Source organism: Georgenia alba, assembly GCF_042665525.1.
In the GTDB taxonomy this organism is placed as follows: domain Bacteria; phylum Actinomycetota; class Actinomycetes; order Actinomycetales; family Actinomycetaceae; genus Allobogoriella; species Allobogoriella alba.
The window spans coordinates 56327-80863 of the sequence record NZ_JBHTCQ010000005.1 but is presented as its reverse complement, the minus strand read 5'-3'; the positions used below and the strand labels follow the sequence as shown (position 1 = coordinate 80863).

Below are 24537 nucleotides of genomic sequence, written 5' to 3'. Positions count from 1 at the left end.
AGATGAGCGACCAGCTGGTCGCGGGGATCGACTCCTCGACCCAGTCCTGCAAGGTCGTCGTCCGCGACGCCGAGACGGGTGCACTGCGCCGCTTCGGTCAGGCGCCACACCCGGACGGCACCGAGGTGGACCCGGCCGCCTGGTGGGACGCCCTCCAGGCGGCCGTGGCTGCCGCCGGTGGTCTGGACGACGTCGCGGCCGTCTCCGTGGGCGGGCAGCAGCACGGGATGGTCGCGCTGGACGCCGACGGCGAGGTCATCCGGCCCGCGCTGCTGTGGAACGACACGCGAAGCGCGGATGCGGCGGAGGACCTCATCGCCGAGCTCGGCGGTCCCGGGGCGTGGTCCGGGGCGACGGGGTCCGTGCTCGTCGCCTCGCTCACGGTCACCAAGCTGCGGTGGCTCGCGGACCACGAGCCGGAGCACGCCGCCCGGGTGTCCGCCGTCGCGCTGCCGCACGACTGGCTCACCTGGAAGCTCTCCGGCGCGCAGGCGCTCGACACGCTCGCCACCGACCGCTCGGACGCCTCGGGCACCGGCTACTTCGACGCCGCGGCGGGGGAGTATCGACGGGAGCTGCTCGCCATGGCCCTGCGGCGGGATGACGCGGACGACGTCGTGCTGCCGCGGGTGCTCGGCCCGAACCAGACCGCCGGCATCGGTGACGTCTCGGCCGGTCTCGGGCACCTCGCGCTCGGCCCCGGAGCCGGTGACAACGCCTCGGCCGCGCTCGGGCTCGGGATGAGGCGCGGTGACGTGGCGATCTCGATCGGGACCTCCGGGGTCGTGTCCGCCGTCGCGCCGGAGCCGGTGGACGACCCGAGCGGGACGGTCAACGGCTTCGCCGATGCGACCGGCGCGTTCCTCCCGCTGGCGGTCACCCTGAACGGGAGCCGTGTGCTGGACGCGACCGCGACGCTGCTCGGGGTGGACCATGCCGGCCTCGCCGAGCTCGCGCTGGCCGGTGCGCCCGGTGCCGGTGGACTGACCCTGGTGCCGTACCTCGAGGGGGAGCGCACCCCGAACCTCCCGCGGGCTACCGGGTCGCTGCTCGGCCTGTCGGTGGCCGGCATGACCCGGGAGAACCTCGCCCGGGCCGCCGTCGAGGGGCTGCTGTGCGGGCAGGCGGACGGGCTGGCGGCCGTGGAGGCACTCGGTGTGCCGGTCGAACGGATCCAGCTCATCGGCGGCGGCGCGCGGTCCACGGCGGTCCAGCAGGTGGCTCCGGCGATCCTCGGCCGACCGGTGCACGTGCCTGACCCCGGCGAGTACGTCGCCGACGGCGCGGCGCGCCAGGCTGCGTGGGTGCTCGCCGCGACGGACGAGCCGCCGACCTGGCAGACCTCGAGGGTCCGCACGGTCGAGGCCGAGGCGACGCCGGAGGTCCGGGAACGGTACGCCTCGCGTCGGGAGCTGGTCGCCGAGCGCGACTGACCGTCGCAACGAGAAGGGGCCCCGGTCATCCGACCGGGGCCCCATTCTCGTGCGCGTCAGGCGCTGGTGAACCGGCGCCGCACCAGGAGGGCGAGGCCACCCGCCAGGGCCAGCACCACCGAGAACAGCGCCATGGTGAACGCCGATCCGGTACCGGTGTCCGGCAGGTCGCCCGAGCGCGAGACGCTGACCGTGTCGGACGCGGTGGCGTCGGAGTTACCGACCTCCCACGCCGTGACCGTCAGCTCCCCGTCGGACGCTCCGGCCGGAACGGTGCACGTCGCCGAGGCCGAGCCGTCCTCGCCGATGGTGACCGTGGTCGAGCCGACCACGCCCGGGTTGGACAGCTCGCACTCCACCTGCACCTGGCTGCCGGGGGTGAACCCGTCGAGGTCGATCGTCACCTCGTCGCCGGGTGCGACCACGTCCGGGCCGGCGTCCACCGACGGTCCGTCGCCGGGACCCGTGTCGCCGGGGCCGCCGTCACCGGGGCCGCCGTCACCGGGGCCGCCGTCGCCGGGGCCGCCGTCACCGGGGCCGCCGTCACCGGGGCCGTCGTCGCCGGCCTCCACGATCACGGTGCGACTGACGGTCACCGTGGTGCCGTCCGAGTCGGTGACCGTGTAGGTCAGCTCGTACTCACCCGGAGTCGACGGGTCGAACGTCCCGACGACGATGATGTCGTCGGTCAGGTCGCCGTCCTCGGCGTCGGTGGCGCTGACGCCGTCCATCGGGTCGAACGGGCTGCCTTCCTCGATGACGACCGTGTCGACGCCCTCGAGCACCGGCGGGGTGTTGCCGGGCTCGCCGGGTCCGTCGTCGCCCTCGGTGACCGTGACCGTGCGGGACGCGGTGACCGTGGTGCCGTCGGAGTCGGTGACCGTGTAGGTCAGCGTGTAGTCGCCCGGCGTGGAGGTGTCCACGGTGCCCTCGACGACGATGTCGTCGGTGAGGTCCCCGTCCTCGGCGTCGGTGGCGCTGACGCCGTCCATCGGGTCGAACTCCTCACCCTCACCGACGCTCGTGGAGCCGACGCCCTCCAGCACCGGCGGCGTGTTCGCCGGCGGGGCCTGCGTGACCGTGACGGTTCGGGTGGCGGTGACCGTGGTGCCGTCGGAGTCGGTGACCGTGTAGGTCAGGGTGTAGTCGCCCGGCGTGGAGGTGTCGACCTCGCCGGTGACCTCGACCTGGTCGGTGATGTCGCCGTCCTCGGCGTCGGTGGCGGTGACGCCGTCCATCGGGTCGAACTCCTCGCCCTCGGTGACCTCGACCGAGTCCACGCCGCCCAGCACGGGCGGGGTGTTGCCCGGCTCGCCGGGTCCGCCGTCGCCCTCGGTGACCGTGACGACCCGCGTCGCGGTGACCGTGGTGCCGTCCGAGTCGGTGACGGTGTAGGTGAGCTCGTAGTCGCCCGGGGTGGAGGTGTCGACGGTGCCGTCGACGGTGACCTCGGAGGTGAGGTCGCCGTCCTCGGCGTCCATGGCCGTCACGCCCGCCATCGGGTCGAAGACCGAACCCTGCTCCACCGAGGTCGAGCCGACCCCGTCGAGCACCGGCGGCGTGTTCGCCGGCGGAGTCTCCGTCACCGTGACGGTACGGGTCGCGGTGACCGTGGTGCCGTCGGAGTCGGTGACCGTGTAGGTCAGCGTGTAGTCGCCCGGTGTGAAGGTGTCCACGGTGCCCTCGACGACGATGTCGTCAGTGAGGTCCCCGTCCTCCTCGTCCGTGGCGCTCACGCCAGTCATCGGGTCGAACGGCGCGCCCTCCTCGACGGCGGTGTCACCCACGCCCTCCAGCACCGGCGGCGTGTTCGGCGCCTCGGTGACCGTGACGACACGGGTCGCCGTGACGCTCGAGCCGTCGGAGTCGGTGACCGTGTAGGTGAGGGTGTAGTCGCCCGGGGTGGAGGTGTCCACGGTGCCGTCGACGGTGACCTCGGAGGTGAGGTCGCCGTCCTCGGCGTCGGTGGCGGTCACGCCCGCCATCGGGTCGAAGGCCTCGCCCTCGACCACGGAGGTCGGGCCGACCCCCTCGAGCGTCGGGGGAGTGTTCGTCGGCTCGGGCTCGGGCTCGCCCTCGACCACCGTGACGGTGCGGCTCGCGGTGACCGTGGTGCCGTCCGAGTCCGTGACGGTGTAGGTGAGGGTGTAGTCGCCCGGGGTGGAGGTGTCGACGGTGCCCTCGACCTCGACGGCGTCGGTGAGGTCGCCGTCCTCCGCATCGGTGGCAGTGACGCCGGCCATCGGGTCGAACTCACTGCCCTGCTCGACCTGCGTGTCAGCGACACCCTCGAGCACGGGCGGCGTGTTGGGCGCCTCGGTGACCGTGACGACGCGGGTGGCCGTGACGGTCGCACCGCTGGAGTCCGTGACGGTGTAGGTGAGCTCGTAGTCACCCGGGGTGGTGGTGTCGACCTCGCCGGTGACCTCGACCTGGTCGGTGAGGTCGCCGTCCTGCTCGTCGGTGGCGGTGACGCCCGCCATCGGGTCGAACTCCGAGCCCTCGGCGACCTCGACCGGCCCCACGCCCTCGAGCACCGGTGGCGTGTTCGTCGGCGCTGCCTGCACCACGGTCACCACCCGGTCCACCGTGACGGTCGAGCCGTCGGAGTCGGTGACCGAGTAGGTGAGGGTGTAGTCGCCCGGGGTGGTGGTGTCGACCTCGCCGGTGATCTCGACCTGGTCGGTGAGGTCGCCGTCCTGCTCGTCGGTGGCGCTGACGCCGTCCATCGGGTCGAACGCCGTGCCGGTCTCGACCTCGACCGGGTCGACGCCGTCCAGCACCGGCGGGGTGTTGGGGGCCTCGGTGACCGTGACGACACGCGTCGCGGTGACGGTCGAGCCGTCGGAGTCCGTGACGGTGTAGGTGAGCTCGTAGTCGCCCGGGGTGGTGGTGTCGACCTCGCCGGTGACCTCGACCTGGTCGGTGAGGTCGCCGTCCTGCTCGTCGGTGGCGGTGACCCCGGCCATCGGGTCGAAGTCCTCGCCCTCGACCACGGTCGTGGCGTCGACGCCGTCCAGCACCGGCGGGGTGTTGGGGGCCTCGGTGACCGTGACGACACGCGTCGCGGTGACGGTCGAGCCGCCCGAGTCCGTGACCGTGTAGGTCAGGGTGTAGTCGCCCGGGGTGGTGGTGTCGACGGTGCCGTCGACGGTGACCTCGGAGGTGAGGTCGCCGTCCTGCTCGTCGGTGGCGGTGACCCCGGCCATCGGGTCGAAGTCCTCGCCCGCGGGCACCGACGTGGCGTCGATACCCTCCAGCACCGGCGGGGTGTTCGGTGCCGCCGTGACCGTGACGACACGCGTCGCGGTGACGGTCGAGCCGTCGGAGTCGGTCACCGTGTAGGTGAGCTCGTACTCGCCCGGGGTGGTGGTGTCGACCTCGCCGGTGACCTCGACCTGGTCGGTGAGGTCGCCGTCCTCGGCGTCCGTGGCGGTCACGCCCGCCATCGGATCGAAGTCGTCACCCTCGGTGATCTCGGCGTCCACGATGCCCTCGAGCGCCGGGGCCGTGTTCGGCGCCGCGGTGACGGTCACGACGCGGGTGGCCGTGACGGTCGAGCCGTCGGAGTCCGTCACCGTGTAGGTGAGCTCGTACTCGCCCGGGGTGGTGGTGTCGACCTCGCCGGTGACCTCGACCTGGTCGGTCACGTCGCCGTCCTCGGCGTCGGTAGCGGTGACCCCGGCCATCGGGTCGAAGTCCTCGCCCTCGGCCACCGTCGTGGCGTCGACACCCTCCAGGGTCGGAGGCGTGTTCGTCGGCTCCGGCTCGGTCACCGTGACGGTCCGCGTCGCGGACACGGTGGCGCCGTCGGAGTCCGTGACGGTGTAGGTGAGCTCGTACTCGCCCGGCGTGGAGGTGTCGACGGTGCCCTCGACCTCGACGGCGTCCGTCAGGTCGCCGTCCTCCTCGTCGGTGGCGGTCACGCCGGCCATCGGGTCGAAGTCACTGCCCGCGACCACCGTCGCGTCCTGCACGCCCTCGAGCGCCGGGGCCGTGTTCGGCGCCGCGGTGACGGTCACGACGCGGGTGGCCGTGACGGTCGAGCCGTCGGAGTCGGTGACGGTGTAGGTGAGCTCGTACTCGCCCGGGGTGGTGGTGTCGACCTCGCCGGTGACCTCGACCTGGTCGGTGAGGTCGCCGTCCTCAGCGTCGGTGGCGGTGACCCCGTCCATCGGGTCGAAGTCCTCACCCTCGGCCACGTTCGTGGGGTCGACACCCTCCAGGGTCGGAGGCGTGTTCGTCGGCTCGGGCTCGGGCTCGCCCTCGACCACCGTGACGGTCCGCGTCGCGGACACGGTGGCGCCGTCGGAGTCGGTGACGGTGTAGGTGAGCTCGTAGTCGCCCGGAGTGGTGGTGTCGACGGTGCCGTCGACGGTGACCTCGGAGGTGAGGTCGCCGTCCTGCTCGTCGGTGGCGGTCACGCCCGCCATCGGGTCGAACTCACTGCCCTGCTCGACCTGCGTGTCGGCGACACCCTCCAGCACGGGCGGCGTGTTCGGTGCCGCCGTGACCGTGACGGTGCGGGTCGCGGTGGTGGTGGCGCCGTCGGAGTCGGTGACGGTGTAGGTGAGCTCGTAGTCGCCCGGGGTGGAGGTGTCGACGGTGCCGTCGACGGTGACCTCGGAGGTGAGGTCGCCATCCTGCTCGTCGGTGGCGGTGACCCCGGCCATCGGGTCGAAGTCCTCGCCCTCGACCACGGAGGTCGGGTCGACGCCCTCGAGCACCGGCGGCGTGTTCGCCGGCGGAGCCGCCGTGACCGTGACGGTCCGGGTCGCCGTGGTGGTGGCGCCGTCGGAGTCCGTGACGGTGTAGGTCAGCTCGTAGTCGCCCGGCGTGGAGGTGTCGACGGTGCCCTCGACCTCGACGGCGTCCGTCAGGTCGCCGTCCTCCTCGTCGGTGGCGGTCACGCCCGCCATCGGGTCGAAGACCGTCCCCTGCTCCACGGACACGTTCGTCGCACCCTCGATCACCGGAGCGGTGTTCGGCGCGGCGGTGACCGTGACGGTGCGGGTCGCGGTGGTGGTGGCGCCGTCGGAGTCGGTGACGGTGTAGGTGAGCTCGTAGTCGCCCGGGGTGGTGGTGTCGACCTCGCCGGTGACCTCGACCTGGTCGGTGAGGTCGCCGTCCTGCTCGTCGGTGGCGGTGACCCCGGCCATCGGGTCGAAGTCCTCGCCCTCGACCACGGAGGTCGGGTCGACGCCCTCGAGCACCGGGGCGGTGTTGGGCGGCGCGGTGACCGTGACTGTGCGGGTTGCGGTGGTGGTGGCGCCGTCGGAGTCGGTGACGGTGTAGGTGAGCTCGTAGTCACCCGGGGTGGTGGTGTCGACGGTGCCGTCGACGGTGACCTCGGAGGTGAGGTCGCCGTCCTGCTCGTCGGTGGCGGTCACGCCGGCCATCGGGTCGAACTCGGTGCCCTGCTCGACGGACGTGTTCGTCGCGCCCTCGATGACCGGGGCGGTGTTGGGCGGCTCGGTGACGGTGACCGTCCGGGTTGCGGTGGTGGTGGCGCCGTCGGAGTCGGTGACGGTGTAGGTGAGCTCGTAGTCACCCGGGGTGGTGGTGTCGACCTCGCCGGTGACCTCGACCTGGTCGGTGAGGTCGCCGTCCTGCTCGTCGGTGGCGGTCACGCCGGCCATCGGGTCGAACTCGGTGCCCTGCTCGACGGACGTGTCGGTCACGCCCTCGAGCACCGGGGCGGTGTTGGGCGGCTCGGTGACCGTGACGGTCCGCGTGGCGGTCGTGGTCAGGCCGCCGGAGTCGGTGACCGTGTAGGTGAGCTCGTAGTCACCCGGGGTGGTGGTGTCGACCTCGCCGGTGACCTCGACCTGGTCGGTGAGGTCGCCGTCCTGCTCGTCGGTGGCGGTCACGCCCGCCATCGGGTCGAACTCGGTGCCCTGCTCGACGGACGTGTCGGTCACGCCCTCGAGCACCGGGGCGGTGTTGGGCGGCTCGGTGACCGTGACGGTCCGCGTCGTGCTCGTGGTCAGGCCGCCGGAGTCGGTGACCGTGTAGGTGAGCTCGTACTCGCCCGGGGTGGTGGTGTCGACCTCGCCGGTGACCTCGACGGCGTCGGTGAGGTCCCCGTCCTCGGTGTCGGACGCGGTGACGCCGGCCATCGGGTCGAACTCGGTGCCCTGCTCGACGGACGTGTCGGTCGCGCCCTCGAGGGTCGGCGGCGTGTTCTCGGCCGGTGGCTCGACCACGGACACGACGTCCGAGGCCGTGTTGCCGGCGCCGTCGTCGACCGAGACCGTGAGGTCACCCAGTGCGGTGTCCTCCGGGAGGTCGACCGAGTGCGAGCCTGACCCGGTGGTGTCGAGCTCGACGGTGCCGGTGCCGACGACGTTCCCGTCGGCGTCCGTGTAGGTCACCGTCACGGTGGAGTCGGGGACGAACCCGGTGATGTTGGACGTCAGCGTCCCGCCCGGGGACAGCTCGCCGGGAGTAGCGTCGACCGCGGGCGCCAACGGCTGGACGCGCACGCTGGAGGAGGCCAGGGGCAGCGGCACCGCGTTGAGGTCGGGGAGCACCGTCACGTCGAGTGCACGGACCGTGAACAGGCCGTTCTCGGCCGTCTCCTGGCTGTTGACGACGACCGTCAGCAGCTCGGCGAGGATGCCCTCGAGCACCGGGTCGAGGGTCCCCACGACGTCGGCGAGCGTGCCGCCGACCACGTCGGTGACCGCCTCCTGGCCGGCGGAGAGCACCGGCTGCAGCGCGCTGCCGATGGTCGGGACGGTCTGCTCGAGGACGGGGGTGAGGACGCCGGCGACCTGATTGATCGGCACGGTGACGTCCGGCAGGATCGGCAGGTCGAGAACCAGGTTGCCGGTGATGTCGACCGTGGGGTCGGTGTCGGTCTGGCCGACGAAGTCGCCCAGCGTTCCCGAGATGGTGGCGTCGAGGTTGCCGGAGATGGTGCCGCCGATGCCGCTCAGCGACGGCGGGAAGGTGATGGTCACCGGCGTGGAGAGCAGTGCCTCGGTGACGGCGGTCGTCACGCGGTCGGTGAGCTGGCCGAGCAGGTCCGCGACGGTGTCCGTGATCTGGGTGATCTCCTCCTCGGTGAGGAGCTGGGTGTTGGCCGGCAGGTTGGAGAGGTTGCCGCCGTGCAGCATCTCCAGGTCGATGACGATGTCACCGGTGGTCAGGTCGATCGCCACCAGGCCGTTGTCCGAGACCAGCGGCTCGGTGAGCACCTGCTCGGTGACGCCTTGCAGGTCCACCTGTGCGTCGATGGTCGGCGACCCGAGGTTGACGTTCACCAGCCCGGCGACGCTCACCGGACCCGGGTCGATGGCATTCAGTGCCTGCTGCACGGTGCCGTCCGGGCCGAGGACCCCGTTGAGGGTGTCGCTGACCGTGTCGAGGTCCTGGTTGAGCGCGGGGGTGAGGCCCTCGATGAGCGGCGCGGAGAGCCGGAGCTCGAGGCCGGAGACGACGTACTGCGACTCGATGTCGGACCCCGTGACCGCGTCCGCCCGGGAGGCGAGCGCACCGATGCCGAGGCCCGCACCGTCGATGACCTCGTCGGTGAGACCGTCGACACCGAGCTGGCCCAGCAGCGACGTGAGCTCGAGCACCGCGACGTCCGAGCCCTCGTTCTCCTCGATCGCGGCGGAGTCGATGGCGCCGTCGTCGGTGACGGCACCGGACGCCGCGGAGGCGTGCTGCGCGTCCGGGGCGTAGGCGAAGTCGTTCAGGACACCCGCGCCGGCTCCCGGGCCGAGGTTCAGCAGCCCCTCGCTCTCGCCGTCGCCGATGAGCGGCAGGCCGGGCAGCCCGACGTCGACGCCCAGCAGCCCGCCCAGCACCTCGGCATCGATGGTCGCCGTGTTGAGCGTCGGGTCGCTCGGTGTGCCCGACTCGGCGCCGACGGCGTCCGCGACCTCGAGGTCGAGGGCGGACAACTCGAGGAACTTCGCGAGCGCCTCCGAGTCGTCGCTCGGCAACGCGGCGGCCGGCGGAGTGAGGAACGCTCCGGCCATCGCCGCGGCGGCGACGGTCCCGACTGCGGCGCGGTGGCTCCCGCGCTTCCGGGTGTGGGTGACTTCTCGCGCTGATCCGCGCATGCCTGCTCCGAGCTCGACGGGTCAAGGGGGACGTCGGCACCGGTCGACGCACGGCGGCCTACGACGGCCCGTCCCCCTGCGAGCTGGCATGCTCGGAAAGACGTACGACGCGGATGGTCCACGGTGATGAACATCCCCGTCTGCACGAGCGACCGGGTTCCCTACGGTCTCGCCCCGAATTGTTCTTGCGCGCCCGAAGCACTGTCAATAGTCCGTCAAGTCACGATCGCCCGTGACACGGTAACGATTTGGTGACAAGAGTCCGTTACTGGTGAAGCCGCGGCCGGTCCGGCAGATCATCTACGCCGCGAGCACCGGCAGGGTCGGGTTCGCCAAGGTGCGAAAACGTTTCGCCATCGTTGCCCGGCAGTCTCCACTCGTCGACACGGAGTCGCCCGGTGGGCCGCTCGTGCACCGCATTGACGGCGGCTCGACCCGTGCGAAATAGTTTCGAGGGGCGAGCTGCCGAAGGAGGGGTGCGATGGCGTCGCGGCCGACGCTCGAGGTCGTCGCCCGCGAGGCGGGCGTCTCCAAGGCGACCGTCTCGAAGGTGATCAACGGCCGGGACGACGTCGGACCAGCCACCCGCGAACGGGTCCAGGCCGTCATCGCGGCCCTCGGGTACATGCCGACCACCGGCCGGCGGACACCGGCCGCACCGACCGTGACCGTGCTCTTCGACGCGGTCGTCAACCTCTACTCGGCCCAGGTGCTCTCCGGTGTCGTGACCGCGGGGATCGAGCAGGCGGTCGACGTCGTCGTCACGCACCTGCCGGCCGGTCCCGGGCCGGGGGCGCTGAGCCCTGCGTGGTTCCGCTCCGTCGCGGCCCGCGGGCACCTCGGCGTCATCGTGGTCACCACCGAGATGAGCGCGCAGCAGGTGCGTTCGTGCGCCTCGGCCGGGCTCGGTCTCGTGGCGATCGACCCGGTGAGCATCGATCCGTCGTCGACCGACCGGATGGTGAGCGTGAGCGGGACCAACTGGTCGGGTGGCTTGCAGGCCACCGAGCACCTGCTCGGGCTCGGGCACCGGCGGATCGGGTTCGCGGGCGGTCCGGTCGCCTCGCGGCCGGCTGAGCAGCGGCTGCACGGGCACCTCGCGGCCCTGGGGAGCCGTGGTGTGCCCAGGGACGACGCGCTCGTGCTGCGCGAGGGCTTCGCGTACGAGGACGGCGTGCGCATGGCGGAGCGGCTGCTGTCCCTGCCGGAGCCGCCGTCCGCCGTCGTGGCGGGCTGCGACGCGTCCGCGCTGGGGGTCATGGCGGCAGCCCGCGCCCGAGGACTGCGGCTACCGCAGGATCTGTCGATCGTCGGGTTCGACGACACCTACGCCGCCGAGTGGACGGCGCCGCAGCTGACGACGGTGCGCCAGCCGATGGTCGAGATGGGCCGGGTGGCGCTGCGGACGGTGCTGCGGCTGGCGCACGGGGACCGTCCCGACACCCACCACTTCGAGCTGGCGACGTCGCTCGTCGTCCGGGCGTCCACCGGCCCGCCGGCCGTGCCGGCCCAGCCCGCATGACCCCGGTGCCGGCTCAGGGGCGGTGCGCGAACGTCTCCAGGAGCGAGGAGTCGCCGCTGACGATGAGCAGGTCGTCCTTGCCGATCCGGGTGTTCGGCGTCGCGTACTCGAACGGCTCACCCGGCGGCTTGACCCCGATGACCGTCACGCCGTACTTCTGCCTGACGTTCGCGTCGGCCAGGGTGAACCCGTGCGTCTCCCGGGGCGGACGCATCTTGACGATGGTGAACCCGTCCTCCATCTCGATGTAGTCGAGCATGCGGCCGGAGACCATGTGCGCCACGCGGGCGCCGGCGTCGTACTCGGGATAGACGACGTGGTGCGCGCCGATCCGGCGCAGGATCCGGCCGTGCTCGGCGCTGATGGCCTTGGCCCAGATCTGCGGGATCTCCAGGTCGACGAGGTTCGCGGTGATGAGCACCGACGCCTCCAGCGAGGTGCCGACTCCGACCACGGCCACCTGGAAGTCCTCGGCGCCGAGCTGCTCGAGCGCGTCCGCGTTGGACGCGTCGGCCTCGACGAGCGGCAGCCGGTGCGACCACTGCTGCACCAGGTCCGGATCTTTCTCGACGGCGAGCACCTCACGGCCGAGTCGCTCCAGCGTTGCGGCAAGGGCCGCGCCGAAGCGTCCCAGGCCGATGACCAGCACCGCAGTGTCCCGGGAGACCTGGCTCTCACTCATGGCACACACTCACTCTCACGTCGGCGGTCAGCCGATGACGGGTCGTTCGTTGGGCATGCGTATCACGCGGCGGCGCTGGCGCAGCGCCAGCGCCGCGGCCATGGTCATCGTCCCGGTGCGCCCGGCGAACATCAGCGCGGAGAGGATGTACTTGCCGGAGTCCGGCAGCTCCGGCGTGATCCCCGTGGACAGGCCCACCGTGGCGAACGCGGAGATCACCTCGAAGAGGACCACGTCGAGGTGGAAGTCCGTGACCGCGAGCAGGAGCAGCGCGCCCACGCCCACCAGTGTCGCGCCGAGGAAGGCGACCGAGACGGCCAGCCGGACCGTGGTGGAGCCGATCCGGCGGCCGAAGGCCTCGATGTCCCGGTCGCCGCGGGCTTCGGCGACGATCGCCAGGACCAGCACGGCGAAGGTCGAGACCTTGATGCCGCCCGCCGTCGAGGCGGATCCGCCGCCGACGAACATCAGCGCGTCGGTGACGAACCAGCTCGCCTCACGCATCTCGCCCACGTCGATGGTCGCCAGTCCGGAGGAGCGGGGGTTCACCGACTGCACCAGGCTCGCCAGGATCCGCTCGTGGACCGCGAGTGGCCCGAACGTGTCGGGGTTGGTCCACTCCATCACGGCGATCGCGACGGCGGTGGCGGCGGCCAGCGCCGCGTACGTGACCAGGCTCAGCTTGGTGTGCAGCGACCATCGGCGCCACACCGCACGCTGCCCGTAGCGGCGGTTCCGCACGCTGCGAGAGATGTCGAGGATGACCGGGAACCCGATCGCGCCCACAGCCGTGCCGACGATCAGCGGCAGGCAGAACCACCAGTCGCCGACGAACGGGGTGAGCCCGTCAGGCAGGACCACGAAGCCGGCGTTGTTGAAGATGCTCAGCGACATGAAGAAGCCGTGCCACAGGGCGGAGCCGATCGACTCTCCGATGGTGAGGAAGCGCGGGAACAGGATGAGCGTCAGGACCGCCTCGATGACGAGCGAGGCGACGACGACGGCCCGGATGAGCGTGCCGACCTCGCCCAGCCGGGTGGTCTTGGTCTCCGTGGCGGCGAGCATCTTCTGCGTCAGCCCGATCCGTCGGGAGACCGCCAGGCCGAGGATGGAGGCGAGGGTCATCACGCCGAGGCCGCCGATCTTGATCCCGACGAGGATGACCACCTGGCCGAACCCCGACCAGTAGGTCGCCGTGTCGACCGTGACCAGACCGGTGACGCACACCGCCGAGACCGCGGTGAACAGGGCGTCGGCGAACGGGGCGCGCTGCCCCGACGCGGTCGCGACCGGCAGCGAGAGCAGCGCGGTGACGACGGCGATGATCGCCGCGAACACGAGGAGCGCGAGGCGCGCCGGCGACCGCCGGGCGACATCGTCCACCCAGTCCCGGGCCCGCCAGAGCGGGCCGGACAGGGCGCCCCACCTGACGCCGTCTCGCGTCGCCGGTGCCTGTGCCACCAACCCTCCCGTGTCGTGGCCCGCGGCGGGTGGCCCCCGACCGGGCCGGCGTTCCGCAAGACCGTGCCCACTGTGGCACAGCCCGGGCCGCTCGCGCGGGCGTCGGCCCTGGTGGGTCGGGCGAAGCTGTCCTGGGCGAAGGTGTCCCGCGCGACGACTACGGTGGGGGTCCATGTCCACCGCCGTGATCGTCTGGTCCGACGAGCTCGTGGCGTACGACTTCGGCTCCGGTCACCCGATGGCGCCGGTGCGCCTGGTCCTGACCGTCGAGATGCTGCGCGCCATGGGGGTGCTCGACCTGCCGGGCGTCGAGGTCCGCGCCGCCGGCCCGGCGCCCGACAGCGAGCTCCTGCGGGTGCACACCCCGGAGTACGTCGCGGCCGTCCGCGACCTCGAGCAGGGCGGCACCGTCGCGGACGGTGACTTCGGTCTCGGCACCCCGGACAACCCGGCCTTCCCGCAGGTGCACAGCGCCTCGGCACGCGTGGTCGGCGCGACCCTCGAGGGGGCCCGGAGCGTGTGGCAGGCCGACGGCGGGACCCGCGCGTTCAGCCTGGCCGGCGGCCTGCACCACGCCATGCCCGCGCGTGCTTCCGGCTTCTGCGTCTACAACGACGTCGCCATCGCGATCTCCTGGCTCCTGGAGGCCGGCGCCCGGCGGGTCGCCTACGTCGACCTCGACGCGCACCACGGCGACGGCGTCGAGCGCGCATTCTGGGACGACGACCGCGTGCTGACGGTCTCGGTGCACCAGCACCCGCACACCCTGTTCCCCGGCACCGGCTACCCGCAGGACGTCGGCGCCTCCTCCGCGCGGGGGGCCGCGGCGAACGTGGCGCTCCCGGCCGGGACCTCGGACGCGGGATGGCTCCGGGCGGTCGAGGCGGTGGCCCTGCCGCTGGTGCGCGCTCATGCGCCGGACGTCCTGGTCACCCAGCACGGCTGCGACAGCCACGGTCGCGACCCGCTCACCGAGCTCGAGGTCTCGGTGGACGCCCAGCGGCGCGCGGCACTGCTCATGTCCGACCTCGCCGACGCGGAGGCCGGGGGACGGTGGCTCGCCACCGGCGGCGGCGGGTACGACGTGGTGAACGTCGTGCCCCGCGCCTGGACCCACCTGGCGGCCGTGGTCGCCGGTGCGCCGATCGACCCCCAGGCGCCCGTGCCCGCCGCCTGGCAGCGGCTCGTCACCGAGTCCGCCGACGTCGCCGTCCCCGCCACGATGTCCGACGGCGGAGCCTCCGACTTCGCGCGTTTCGCCGACGGCTACAACCCCGACGACGCGGTCGACCGGGCCATCATGGCGACCCGCCAGGCGGTCTTCCCCTGGCACGGTCTGGACCCGGTCCTGGACTGATCGCGAACCGGCCCGCGGGCCCGCTGTTCGAGACCAGGCATTTCGGAAAGAGGCCGGATACCCCTATATTGCGTCATGCGTCCGGGCCGCCGGCGGGGGAGCGGCTACGAAGAGAACGGGTGGAGATGGCCGACCAGCTGGGAGCGCCACGGTTTCTCACCGTCGCCGAGGTCGCCGAGCTGATGCGGGTGTCCAAGATGACGGTGTACCGCATGGTGCACGCCGGTGAGCTCCCCGCCGTCCGCATGGGCCGTTCCTTCCGGGTGCCCGAGGCCGCGGTCGAGAAGCTCATCTCCGAGGGTCTGGGCGACGAGTGGGGCGCAGCGGCGCGGTAGGGCGCTGCAGACAGGTAGACTCCTGGAGTTCGGCGCGCGGGTGAGTGCCCGCGCGCTCATGTTCGTCCCGACCATCCAGCGAGGTCCCCTATGGGCTCTGTCATCAAGAAGCGCCGCAAGCGCATGTCGAAGAAGAAGCACCGCAAGCTGCTTCGCAAGACCCGTCACCAGCGTCGCAACAAGAAGTGAGCGAGGCGCCCGCGAGGCGCTGGACGTGAGGCCCGGCCGCATCGCCGGGCCTTCGTCGTTCTCCGCGTAGGCTCGACGTCATGGGTACCGCCGTCGAACCGCCCGCCGCACGCGTCGTCCTCTACGGCCGCGAGGGATGCCACCTGTGCGGACGGGCCCGTGGCGTGCTGGAGCGCGTCCGCCGGGAGACGGGCGAGGAGTTCGTGGAGGTAGACGTCGACACGGACGACGACCTCCGGGCCCGGTACGGGGAGCTCGTACCGGTCGTCACCGTCGACGGCGTCCAGCAGGGCTACTGGCGGATCGAGGCGGAGCGGGTCAAGGCGGCGCTCGCCTCCTGAGCGCAGAGACGAGCGCAGAGACGAACGACGGCGGCACATCCCGTGCCGCCGTCGTTCGCTGTGTCGGGTACGTCTCAGGCGTTGGCCTCGGCCTCGGCCGCGGCGTCCGCGTCCGTCGTCGCCGGAGTGGCCTCGACGTCGAGGGTGATGGTGACCTTGTCACCGACCAGCACGCCGCCGGCCTCGATCGGGGCGTTCCAGGTCAGGTCGAAGTCCTTGCGGGAGATCGTCGTCTGGGCGCTGAAGCCGATGCGCTGGAACCCGAACGGGTCCACGACGGACCCGTTGAACTCGGCCGCCAGCTCGACCGGCCGGGTGACGCCGTTGATGGTGAGGTCGCCGGAGACGGTGAACTCCTCCGGGTCTCCGGAGATGCCGGTGGAGACGAAGGTCCACTCCGGCTTGTTCTCGGCGTCCCAGAAGTCGGGCGAGCGCAGGTGCCCGTCGCGCTTCTCGTCGCCGGTGTCCACCGAGGCGGAGTCGATCGTGACCTGCACCGAGGAGTCGGTGAAGGACTCGGCCACGGTGATGGTGCCGGAGAACGACGCGAACTTGCCCCGCACCTTGGAGATGCCGGCGTGCCGGACCGAGAAGCCGATCTCGGTGTGGCTCGCGTCGATCTCGTACGTGCCCGTGGTGATGGTGGTCATGGTGGCGTCCCTCCTGGTCGGGTCCGCCGCAACCGGCGGAGGTAGTTGACGATTTAACTATATACTGCGACCGGATCGATGGCGCAAGGTGTGCGAGAAACCGGGGACGGTGCGGCACGTCACGGGGCACGATGGGCGTGGGCGCGAGAGCGGAGGGACGACGATGGCGGTACAGGCCGAGGTGCAGTGGCTCGACGAGGAGCAGCAGCGTGCCTGGCGGAACTACCTGCGCGGCAACCAGAGCCTCCTCGAGCACCTGAACCGCGACCTCGAGGAGTCCGCCGGGCTCTCGCTCAGCGAGTATGAGGTGCTCGTGCGCCTCTCGGAGGCGGAGGGGCGCACGCTGCGGATGTCGGTCCTCGCGGAGGACCTGGTCCACTCCCGTTCCCGGCTGACGCACGAGGTGCGGCGGCTGGAGGCCGGGGGATACGTCGAGCGGCGCCGCTGCGAGGAGGACGGCCGCGGCGTCACCGCCACCCTCACGGACGCCGGCATGGCCCGGCTCGCCGGCGCGGCACCGGGGCACGTCGCCTCCGTGCGCGCGAGGCTCGTCGACCGGCTCACCGCGGAACAGCTCCGGCAGCTCGGGGAGATCATGTCGGTGCTCGCCGACGGCGAGGACATCGCCTGCCCGATGTAGGTGAACGTCCTCACAGCCACCCTCGGGGCGGCCGGGCCCGTGGGCGCGTTTGCGACACTGGACCCATGCAGCGCACCACGGTCCACCTCGTGCGGCACGGTGAGGTCCACAATCCCGACGGCGTCCTGTACGGGCGGCTGTCCGGCTACGGCCTCTCCGATCGGGGACAGCAGATGGCCGCCCGGGTGGCGGTCACCCTGCACACCGGGGGCCACGACGTCCGCGCGGTCGTGGCGTCGCCGCTGCTGCGCGCCCAGCAGACCGCGGCGGCGACGGCGCAGGCCTACGGTCTCGAGGTCGAGACCGACCCGCGTCTGATCGAGGCGGAGAACCACTTCGAGGGTCTCCGCGTGTCCACCAACCGGTGGGAGCTCGCGCGGCCGGTGCACTGGGCGGCGTACGTCAACCCGCTCCGGCCGAGCTGGGGCGAGCCCTACCGCGAGCAGGTCCGCCGGATCCGTGACGCCGTCGCCGCCGTCCTGCCGCGCGTGGGGGGCGGCGAGGCCGTCCTGGTCAGCCACCAGCTGCCGATCTGGGTCACTCGCCGCCACCTCGAGGGACGCCCGCTCGCGCACGACCCACGCCGTCGCGAGTGCTCGCTGGCGTCGTTGACGTCGCTGACCTTCGCCGGCACGCGCCTGACGGGCGTGGAGTACTGGGAGCCTGCCGGCGACCTGCTCGTCGGGGCGCGGGACATGGTCCCCGGGACCTCGCCCGCCGAGCTGCCGGCCACCGTCACCTCCGCGCGTCCCGACGGAGAGACGGCGTGACGCGTCGGCTCCTCGCCGCTCTCGGTGCTGTCCTCCTGATCGCCGGGTGCGCCCCGGGCGGTAGCTCTCCGGGTGGCGACAGCGCCGTGGACTCCGGGTACGAGGCCGGCGACGGGTCCTTCACCACCTGGGACGCGGCCGACCGCGGCGAGCCCGTGGAGCACGCCGGCACGACGTACGACGGCACCGACCTGGACCTTGCCGACTGGCGTGGCGACGTCGTCGTCCTGAACTTCTGGTACGCCGCCTGCCCGCCGTGCCGCGCCGAGGCGCCCGACCTGGCGGCGGTCCACGACGACTACGCCGAGCGGGGCGTCCGCCTGCTCGGGGTCAACCCGCGGGACGACGCCGGAGCCGCCCAGGCCTTCGAGCGCACCTTCGAGGTGCCCTACCCCTCGCTGCACGACCAGGGGGCACGTGCCGTCGCCGCGTTCGAGGGTGCGGTGCCGCTGCAGGCCATGCCCTCGACCGTGGTCCTGGACCGCGAGGGCCGGGTCGCGGCCCGCATCCTCGGCCAGGCCGACCCGACGATCCTGCGCGGCCTCATCGACGACGTCCTCGCCGAGGAGGCCTGAGCCACCGTGTGGGAGCAGCTCGCCGCGACCTTCGAGCGGACCGTGCTCGACGGGTCGATGCTGGCCGCGATCCCGGTCGCCGCGATCGCCGGCCTGGTGTCCTTCGCGTCGCCGTGCGTCCTGCCCCTGCTGCCCGGGTACGTCGGCTACCTCGGCGGCATGACCGGCGCCGCCCCGGCCGCCGGCCGCGGCAACGGTCGGCTGCTCGCGGGCGTGGTGCTGTTCGTCGTCGGCTTCTCCGCCGTGTTCGTGCTGCTGGGCGTCGCGTTCTCCCTGGTCGGCGTCGCGCTGCAGCAGTGGATGGACGTGGTGCTGCGGGTCCTCGGCGTCCTCGTCGTCCTCATGGGTCTGGCCTTCATGGGGTACGTGCCGTTCCTGCAGACCGAGCGCCGCCCTCACCTGGCGCCGCGTGCCGGGCTGGTGGGCGCCCCGCTGCTCGGCGTGGTGTTCGGGCTCGGCTGGGCACCGTGCATCGGCCCGACCCTCGGCGCCGTCCTCACCCTCGCCCTCCAGGGCGCGGACGCCGGGCGCGGACTCGTGCTGACGGCCGTGTACTGCCTCGGGCTCGGCGTGCCGTTCGTGGTGCTCGCGATGCTGTTCTCGACCTCGACCCGCGTCATCGGCTTCCTGCGGCGGCACCGGCGCACCATCCAGCTGCTCGGTGGCGGGCTCCTGGTCCTGCTCGGGCTCGCGCTCGTGACGGGGCTGTGGGCGGAGCTGTCCGGCGCCCTGCAGCAGCGCATCAGCGACTTCGAGACGGTGGTGTGAGCGTGGCGGATCAGGAGCGGAGCTCGTCCGACCCCACCAACCTCAGCTCCAAGGCCGGTCAGGGGGAGGCGCGCGACGCGGCCGTCGTGCAGCCCCGGCTGGGCATCACCGGCTGGCTGCGCTGGATGTGGCGACAGCTGACGAGCATGCGGGTCGCGCTCATGCTGCTCCTGCTGCTCGCCGTCGCCGCCCTGCCCGGCTCCTTCATCCCGCAGCTCCCGCAGGACCCGACCGCCGTGGCCGACTACCGCGCGGAGCACCCGGTGGTGGCGCCGTGGCTGGAACGCCTCGGGTTCTTCGACGTGTACTCCTCGCCGTGGTTCGCGGCGGTCTACCTGCTGCTCTTCACGTCCCTGGCGGGTTGCATCGTGCCGCGCGTCGCCGTGCACTGGCGCGCCATGCGGTCCGCACCGCCGCGCGTGCCGCGCCGGTTCGACCGGTTCGCCGTGCGTGCGGACCGCACCCTGCGCGAGTCTCCGGACCGGGTCGAGGCGGCGGTGCTGCGCAGCCTGCGGGGCAGGTACCGGGCCTTGTCGACACCGGACGGCATCACCGCCGAGCGGGGATACCTGCGGGAGACCGGGAACATCGTCTTCCACCTCTCGCTCATCGGCATCCTCCTCGCCCTCGCCGCCGGCCAGCTGTACAGCTACCGCGGGCAGGCGGTCGTGGTCGAGGGCGAGTCGTTCGCGAACTCCGTCGTCGACTACGACTCCTTCGACCCCGGGACGCTGTTCGACTCCGGGGATCTGCAGCCGTTCACCTTCACGCTCGATCGCTTCAGCTCCCAGTTCACCGTCGACGCCCAGGCGCGCGAGTTCGCGGCCGACGTCTCCGTCATCGAGCCCGACGGCAGCACCCGGCAGGAGACCATCGAGGTCAACCACCCGATGAACGCCGGCGGCGCGAACGTCTACCTCTCCGGGAACGGGTACGCACCCCGGCTGACGGTGCGGGACGGTGCCGGCGAGATCGCGTTCTCCGGCGCCGTGCCGTTCCTCCCGGACGACTTCGTCTACACCTCCCGGGGTGTCGTCAAGGTGCCCGACGTCAGCCCCGGCCAGGAGCAGCTCGGCCTGACCGGTGCCCTCCTGCCGACCGCAGTCGTCGAGCCCGACGGCTCGGGCGCCCGCTCGATCCACCCGCAGCCCAACGCGCCGCTGCTCGTGCTCACCCTGTGGGCCGGGGACCTCGGGCTCGACGAAGGGCGCCCCCAGAACGTCTACGTCCTCGACACCGACCGGATGCGGCAGGTGTACGAGGAGCAGCCCGACGGCACGGCCGGGTCCGCCGCGACCGGCCAGCGGCCCGTGACCCTGTTCATCCGGCCCGGTGAGACCGTCGACCTCCCCGAGGGCCTCGGGTCCGTCTCCTGGGAGGGGCTGCCGCGGTTCGCCGCCCTGGACCTGCGGTACGACCCGTCGCTGCCCTACCTCCTCGGGTCCTCCGTGGCGGCGATGCTCGGCCTGTTCGCGTCGCTGTTCCTGCCCCGGCGCCGGCTGTGGGTCCGGCTCGAGCCCGCGGACGACGGCGGCACGCGCCTCACCTCGGCCGGCCTCGCCCGTGGGGACGACCCGGGCTTGTCCCGGGACCTCGCCCGCGTGGTGGAGGCGGCCGGTACACCCGTGCAGAATGACCCAGTGCCGGCAACGGCACGTCCGCCGTCGCGATCGCGTGCGACGGCAAGGAAGGGATCCTCCCGATGACCGACCTCGGACAGCTCAGCACCCTGCTCGTCTACGGCGCCATGGCCGCCTACGCCGTCGCGCTGGTCGCCTTCGCCGCCGACCTCTCCGGGCTGCGCACCCGCGCGCCCGAGGCCCGCCGCAAGGCGCTCGGCATCGCGATGACCACCACGAAGCTCGGCGTCGTGCTGCACCTCGCCGGTGTCATCACCCGTGGGATCGCGGCCGGCCGCGTGCCGTGGGCCAACATGTACGAGTTCTCCATCCTGGCCACCCTCGTCGCGGTCGGGATCTTCCTGGGGCTCCAGCGCGGGCGCGACATGCGCTTCCTGGGGACCTTCGTCGTGGGCCCGGTACTGCTGCTGCTCGGCGTCGCGGTCTCCGTGCTCTTCGTCCGCGCCGACGGCGTCCAGCCGGCGCTGGACAGCTACTGGCTCGTCATACACGTCTCGATCGCCACCATCGCCACCGGCGTCCTGACCGTGGCGGCCGTTCTCTCCAGCCTCCAGCTCGTGCAGGAGCGGGCCGAGCTCCGGGCCGTGCAGCGGGAGGCCGAGCACGCCGCCGAGCGGGAGCCGGAGCTCGTCACGGCGGGCGCTCCGGCGGCCAAGGCGACGACCCCGCGCGGGGCGGGGACAGGTCGGGCCTCGAGGCTGCTGCGCGCGATGCCGCCGTCCACGGAGCTGGAGCGGCTCGCCTTCCGGCTCAACGCCGTCGGCTTCATGCTGTGGACCTTCACGATCGTCGCCGGCGCCATCTGGGCCGAGCACGCCTGGGGCCGTCCGTGGGGCTGGGACCCCAAGGAGACCTGGTCCTTCATCGTCTGGGCGGTGTACGCCGCGTACCTGCACTCCCGGGCCACCCGCGGCTGGGAGGGGCGCCGCGCCGCATACCTGTCCATCCTCGGGTTCGTCTGCGTGCTCGCGAACTACTTCCTGGTCAACCTGCTCTTCGACAGCCTGCACTCCTACAGCGGCCTGGGCTGACCGCGGGCACCACTGCCACCGGCACGCCGCCGGGTGGGGCGGTCAGGTGCGGCCGGTCGTCGAGTCGTCGGCGTTCGTGCCGTCGTCGGGTTCCTCGCTGCGGCGCTGCTCCCGCTCCTCGGCGTTCCGTCGGCGCCGCTCGCGCTCCAGGCGCTCGAGGAACTCGGGATCGTCGTCGGGGGCGACGGGGCCGCGACGACGCGGTCGTGCCGGACGCTGCGGGCCGCTCCACAACCCCGGTCGCCCCGCCGAGGCGCTGGACGCGCGCGAGGCGCGGCTGACGACGATCCATGCCAGCGCCCCGATGCCGGGGAAGACCACGATGAGCACCACCCAGACGATCTTCGGGATCCTGGCGGGCATCTCCTCGTCCGGCGTGCGCGAGCAGTCGATGAGCGCATAGACGACCATCGCGACGACGAGGAGGGCGGACACGACGCGGATCATGTCCTCAGGGTAGGTCGCCCGCGGCCGTCGTGCGGGACGGTACCGGCGGCGCGGGTCCGCGAGCGCCTACCCTGACCGGGTGCGACTGGCCCTCTACACCCTGCTGCGCGTCGGGATCGTCCTGGCGTGCGCCGGGATCCTCTACCTCCTGGGCATGCGGTCCTGGCTGCTGTGGGCCGTGGCGATCGTGCTCGGTGCGCTCGTGTCGTTCCTCGCGCTGCGCCGCCAGCACGCCGGCGCGGCCGAGGTGCTCGCCCAGTACGACCCGCTCCGCTCCGAGCGGCCGACCTTCTCCGACGACGTCGAGGAGGACGCCGCCTACGAGGACGCGGCGCTGGATGCCGAGGACCGGCCCACGGCCAGGTCCGGTGCGGCCCGCCCGGTCGACTCAGAGGGCGAGCCCGGCACCGAGCAGGAGACCGTAGAGGAGCCCGACCCGTCCGGTTCCGCCGAGGACCGCGACGAGGTCTCGCCCGACCGCCCCCGACAGGACGACGCGGGCTAGCCGCACCACCCACGGCACGAGCAGCAGCACCAGCAGCGACCAGGGCCGCACGGCGGCGCACGCGAGCCCCAGCAGCACCGGCACCACGAGCATCGCGACGTAGGCCAGCCGCGCGCGGCGGTCACCCAGACGCACCGCAAGGGTGCGCTTCCCGACGCCTGCGTCGGTGCGGGCGTCGCGCACGTTGTTGATCATCAGCAGGGCGCAGCTGAGCGTGCCGGTCCCCGCGGCACCCGCCCAGACGGTCCAGGTCTGCGCCGCGCCGGGCGACTGCGTGTAGGCGGTGCCCAGCGTCGCGACGAGCCCGAAGAAGACGAAGACGAACACCTCGCCGAGGCCGAGGTACCCGTACGGGCGCCGCCCGCCGGTGTAGTACCAGGCGGCGAGCACGGCCAGGACGCCGACGGCCAGCAGCCACCAGGCCCCCGCGAGCATCACCAGGACCAGGCCCAGCGCGCCGGCGACGCCGAACGCGGCGAACGCGGCGCCGCGCACCGCCTCCGGCGCGGCGATGCCGCCCCCGGTCAGCCGCGCGGGCCCGGTGCGGACGTCGTCCGTCCCCCGCACGCCGTCGGAGTAGTCGTTCGCATAGTTGACGCCGATCTGCAGCGCGACCGCGACGCCGAGCGCGAGCAGCGCCCGCGGCACCGAGGCCGCAGCGGCGCCGACGGCGGCGCCGGTACCCACCGCCACGGGAGCGATCGCAGCCGGCAGGGTGCGCAGGCGCGCACCCGCGATCCAGTCGGAGAGGGTCGGCATGGTGCTCCGGGGTCGTGCGGGGGACGCCTCAGGATATGCCGGTCGGGCGGCCGGTCCCGGACACCGTCCGGCCGTGCCTCTCGACCCCCCGGACGGTGACCGATCCCGTGAGGGCGTCCGCCGCGTGGCGTGCGACCCCGTGCCGGTCCGTCTTGCCGGGCCCGCGCAGCGGCAGCGCGTCCACCACCACCAGCGCGCGCGGCGCCGCCGGGCCTCCGAGCTCACGGCCGACGAGGTCGCGCAGGGTGGCCAGCGCGGGAACCGTCGGTCCGGTGGGCACCACCACCGCCGTGAGCAGCTCGCCCCACTCCGGGTCCGGCACACCGACGACGCAGGCCTCGGCGACCCCGGGGTGAGACGCCAGGACCTGCTCGACCGGGCCGGGCGAGACCTTCACCCCGCCGGTGGTGATGACCTCGTCGATCCGGCCCAGCACGCGTAGCCGCAGCTCGCCGTGCTCCTCCTCGAGGGCCCCGCGGTCACGCGTCCGCAGCCACCGCACCCCGTCGTCGACGACGAAGGCGTCGGACGCCGGGTCATCCAGGTATCCCGCGGCCAGCACCGGGCCGGCGATCTCCACCCGTCCCGCCTCGCCCAGCCGGAGCCGGACGCCCGGCAAGGGACGCCCGTCGTAGACGCAGCCGCCCCCCGTCTCGGTCATCCCGTACGTGGTGCGCACCCGGAGCCCGGCGGCGCGGGCGTCCGCGAGCATCCGCGGCGAGCTCGCCGCGCCGCCGACGAGGACGGCCGACAACCGTCGCAGCGGGGCGATCGCGCCCTCGCCGGCCTGCAGCACACGCACCAGCTGGGTGGGCACCAGCGAGAGGTAGCCGGGGACGGCGTCGTCCATCTCGGAGACCGCCGCCGCGAGTGCCGCCGGCTCGAACCCGGCCCCGGTGTCCACGACCACCGGGTCGGTTCCGGCGACCACGGACCGGACCAGCAGCTGGAAACCGGCGACGTGGTGGGCGGGCACGGCGAGGACCCAGCGGCCCGGTCCCTGGAGCCGCTCCTCCGTCGCCCGGGCCCCGGCCACCAGGGACTCGGCCGTGAGCGCGACGAGATGACCGGTCCCGGTCGTCGACCCCGAGGTCTGCAGGACGACCACGGTGCCGGCGGGCAGCGGCCCCCGCAGCCGCGAGGTCGTCGTGCGCACGGCGCGCCCTCCGTCGAGGTCGGGGCCGTGAGGAAGCAGCACGGCGTCCCGGCGGCCCTCCAGGAGTGTCCCGTGCACCGCTGCGCGCAGGGCCGCGACGTCGTCGGGACGCGTGCCGCCTCGCAGGGGCAGCAGGCTCGGGGCGAAGGGACGCCCCACGCCGGGACCGGTGCTCACACACTCACCCTAGGTCCGCCGGTT

At 72.8% G+C, this 24537-nt stretch carries 20 protein-coding genes; 13 read left to right on the top strand and 7 right to left on the bottom strand.

The window, feature by feature from the left end; all coding sequences use genetic code 11:
- The first annotated feature begins 2 nt into the window (after positions 1-2).
- Positions 3-1433 carry a xylulokinase gene (gene xylB / locus ACFQQL_RS18085; RefSeq protein ID WP_382396567.1) on the top strand — a complete coding sequence of 477 codons (1431 nt, stop codon included), beginning with the start codon at positions 3-5 and terminating at the stop codon, positions 1431-1433.
- A gap of 56 nt (positions 1434-1489) precedes the next feature.
- On the opposite strand, the gene ACFQQL_RS18080 is transcribed toward xylB, so the two are convergent.
- A complete protein-coding gene (locus tag ACFQQL_RS18080) occupies positions 1490-9508 on the bottom strand; it encodes an immunoglobulin-like domain-containing protein (RefSeq protein ID WP_382396566.1) in 8019 nt (2672 codons plus the stop codon).
- A 481-nt stretch (positions 9509-9989) separates the two neighbouring features.
- On the opposite strand from ACFQQL_RS18080, the gene ACFQQL_RS18075 reads away from it, so the two are divergent.
- Positions 9990-11030 carry a substrate-binding domain-containing protein gene (locus ACFQQL_RS18075; RefSeq protein ID WP_382396565.1) on the top strand — a complete coding sequence of 347 codons (1041 nt, stop codon included), beginning with the start codon at positions 9990-9992 and terminating at the stop codon, positions 11028-11030.
- Between the two features lie 13 nt (positions 11031-11043).
- Here the strand turns inward: ACFQQL_RS18075 and ACFQQL_RS18070 are convergent, their stop codons facing one another.
- Together ACFQQL_RS18070 and ACFQQL_RS18065 are read right to left on the bottom strand one after the other, a co-directional pair.
- Positions 11044-11712, bottom strand: coding sequence for a potassium channel family protein (locus ACFQQL_RS18070; RefSeq protein ID WP_382396564.1), 669 nt, complete (start codon positions 11710-11712; stop codon positions 11044-11046).
- A gap of 27 nt (positions 11713-11739) precedes the next feature.
- Positions 11740-13347, bottom strand: a complete 1608-nt coding sequence (locus tag ACFQQL_RS18065; RefSeq protein WP_465254078.1) for a TrkH family potassium uptake protein — start codon at positions 13345-13347, stop codon at positions 11740-11742.
- On the opposite strand from ACFQQL_RS18065, the gene ACFQQL_RS18060 reads away from it, so the two are divergent.
- From ACFQQL_RS18060 to ACFQQL_RS18045, 4 genes are all read left to right on the top strand, one after another.
- On the top strand, positions 13346-14530 hold the full coding sequence (locus ACFQQL_RS18060; RefSeq protein WP_382396562.1) for an acetoin utilization protein AcuC: 1185 nt from the start codon (positions 13346-13348) through the stop codon (positions 14528-14530). The genes ACFQQL_RS18065 and ACFQQL_RS18060 overlap by 2 nt on opposite strands.
- A 125-nt stretch (positions 14531-14655) precedes the next feature.
- A complete protein-coding gene (locus ACFQQL_RS18055; protein WP_382396561.1) occupies positions 14656-14865 on the top strand; it encodes a helix-turn-helix domain-containing protein in 210 nt (69 codons plus the stop codon).
- A 90-nt stretch (positions 14866-14955) separates the two neighbouring features.
- The gene (locus ACFQQL_RS18050) at positions 14956-15054 is read left to right on the top strand and encodes a 30S ribosomal protein bS22 (RefSeq protein WP_005504750.1); all 99 of its coding nucleotides are present in this window, start codon (positions 14956-14958) and stop codon (positions 15052-15054) included.
- Between the two features lie 80 nt (positions 15055-15134).
- Complete coding sequence (locus tag ACFQQL_RS18045; RefSeq protein ID WP_382396560.1) at positions 15135-15395, top strand: glutaredoxin family protein; 261 nt, start codon at positions 15135-15137, stop codon at positions 15393-15395.
- 74 nt (positions 15396-15469) lie between these two features.
- Here the strand turns inward: ACFQQL_RS18045 and ACFQQL_RS18040 are convergent, their stop codons facing one another.
- On the bottom strand, positions 15470-16045 hold the full coding sequence (locus tag ACFQQL_RS18040; RefSeq protein ID WP_382396559.1) for a YceI family protein: 576 nt from the start codon (positions 16043-16045) through the stop codon (positions 15470-15472).
- Between the two features lie 163 nt (positions 16046-16208).
- Between ACFQQL_RS18040 and ACFQQL_RS18035 the strand changes: the two genes are divergently transcribed.
- The 6 genes from ACFQQL_RS18035 to ccsB all read left to right on the top strand — a co-directional run bounded on the left by ACFQQL_RS18035 (position 16209) and on the right by ccsB (position 21469).
- Positions 16209-16685 carry a MarR family winged helix-turn-helix transcriptional regulator gene (locus ACFQQL_RS18035; protein ID WP_382396558.1) on the top strand — a complete coding sequence of 159 codons (477 nt, stop codon included), beginning with the start codon at positions 16209-16211 and terminating at the stop codon, positions 16683-16685.
- 65 nt (positions 16686-16750) lie between these two features.
- Entirely contained in the window at positions 16751-17455 is a 705-nt protein-coding gene (locus ACFQQL_RS18030; protein WP_382396557.1) for a histidine phosphatase family protein, read from the top strand.
- Positions 17452-18030, top strand: coding sequence for a TlpA family protein disulfide reductase (locus ACFQQL_RS18025; RefSeq protein WP_382396556.1), 579 nt, complete (start codon positions 17452-17454; stop codon positions 18028-18030). Before ACFQQL_RS18030 ends, ACFQQL_RS18025 begins: the two co-directional genes overlap by 4 nt.
- A 6-nt stretch (positions 18031-18036) precedes the next feature.
- The gene (locus ACFQQL_RS18020) at positions 18037-18798 is read left to right on the top strand and encodes a cytochrome c biogenesis CcdA family protein (RefSeq protein WP_382396555.1); all 762 of its coding nucleotides are present in this window, start codon (positions 18037-18039) and stop codon (positions 18796-18798) included.
- 2 nt (positions 18799-18800) lie between these two features.
- Positions 18801-20504 (top strand): cytochrome c biogenesis protein ResB, encoded by a 1704-nt coding sequence (resB, locus tag ACFQQL_RS18015; protein WP_382396554.1) that lies wholly within the window; start codon positions 18801-18803, stop codon positions 20502-20504.
- Positions 20501-21469 (top strand): c-type cytochrome biogenesis protein CcsB, encoded by a 969-nt coding sequence (gene ccsB, locus ACFQQL_RS18010; protein ID WP_382396553.1) that lies wholly within the window; start codon positions 20501-20503, stop codon positions 21467-21469. The genes resB and ccsB overlap by 4 nt, the downstream gene beginning before the upstream one ends.
- Positions 21470-21511: 42 nt before the next feature.
- On the opposite strand, the gene ACFQQL_RS18005 is transcribed toward ccsB, so the two are convergent.
- The gene (locus ACFQQL_RS18005; RefSeq protein WP_382396552.1) at positions 21512-21916 is read right to left on the bottom strand and encodes a PLD nuclease N-terminal domain-containing protein; all 405 of its coding nucleotides are present in this window, start codon (positions 21914-21916) and stop codon (positions 21512-21514) included.
- A gap of 79 nt (positions 21917-21995) precedes the next feature.
- Between ACFQQL_RS18005 and ACFQQL_RS18000 the strand changes: the two genes are divergently transcribed.
- Positions 21996-22421 carry a DUF4229 domain-containing protein gene (locus tag ACFQQL_RS18000; protein WP_382396551.1) on the top strand — a complete coding sequence of 142 codons (426 nt, stop codon included), beginning with the start codon at positions 21996-21998 and terminating at the stop codon, positions 22419-22421.
- Here the strand turns inward: ACFQQL_RS18000 and ACFQQL_RS17995 are convergent.
- Positions 22305-23180 (bottom strand): 1,4-dihydroxy-2-naphthoate polyprenyltransferase, encoded by an 876-nt coding sequence (locus ACFQQL_RS17995; RefSeq protein ID WP_382396550.1) that lies wholly within the window; start codon positions 23178-23180, stop codon positions 22305-22307. The genes ACFQQL_RS18000 and ACFQQL_RS17995 overlap by 117 nt on opposite strands.
- Positions 23181-23208: 28 nt before the next feature.
- Positions 23209-24513 carry an o-succinylbenzoate--CoA ligase gene (gene menE / locus ACFQQL_RS17990; protein ID WP_382396549.1) on the bottom strand — a complete coding sequence of 435 codons (1305 nt, stop codon included), beginning with the start codon at positions 24511-24513 and terminating at the stop codon, positions 23209-23211.
- Between the last annotated feature and the right edge of the window lie 24 nt (positions 24514-24537).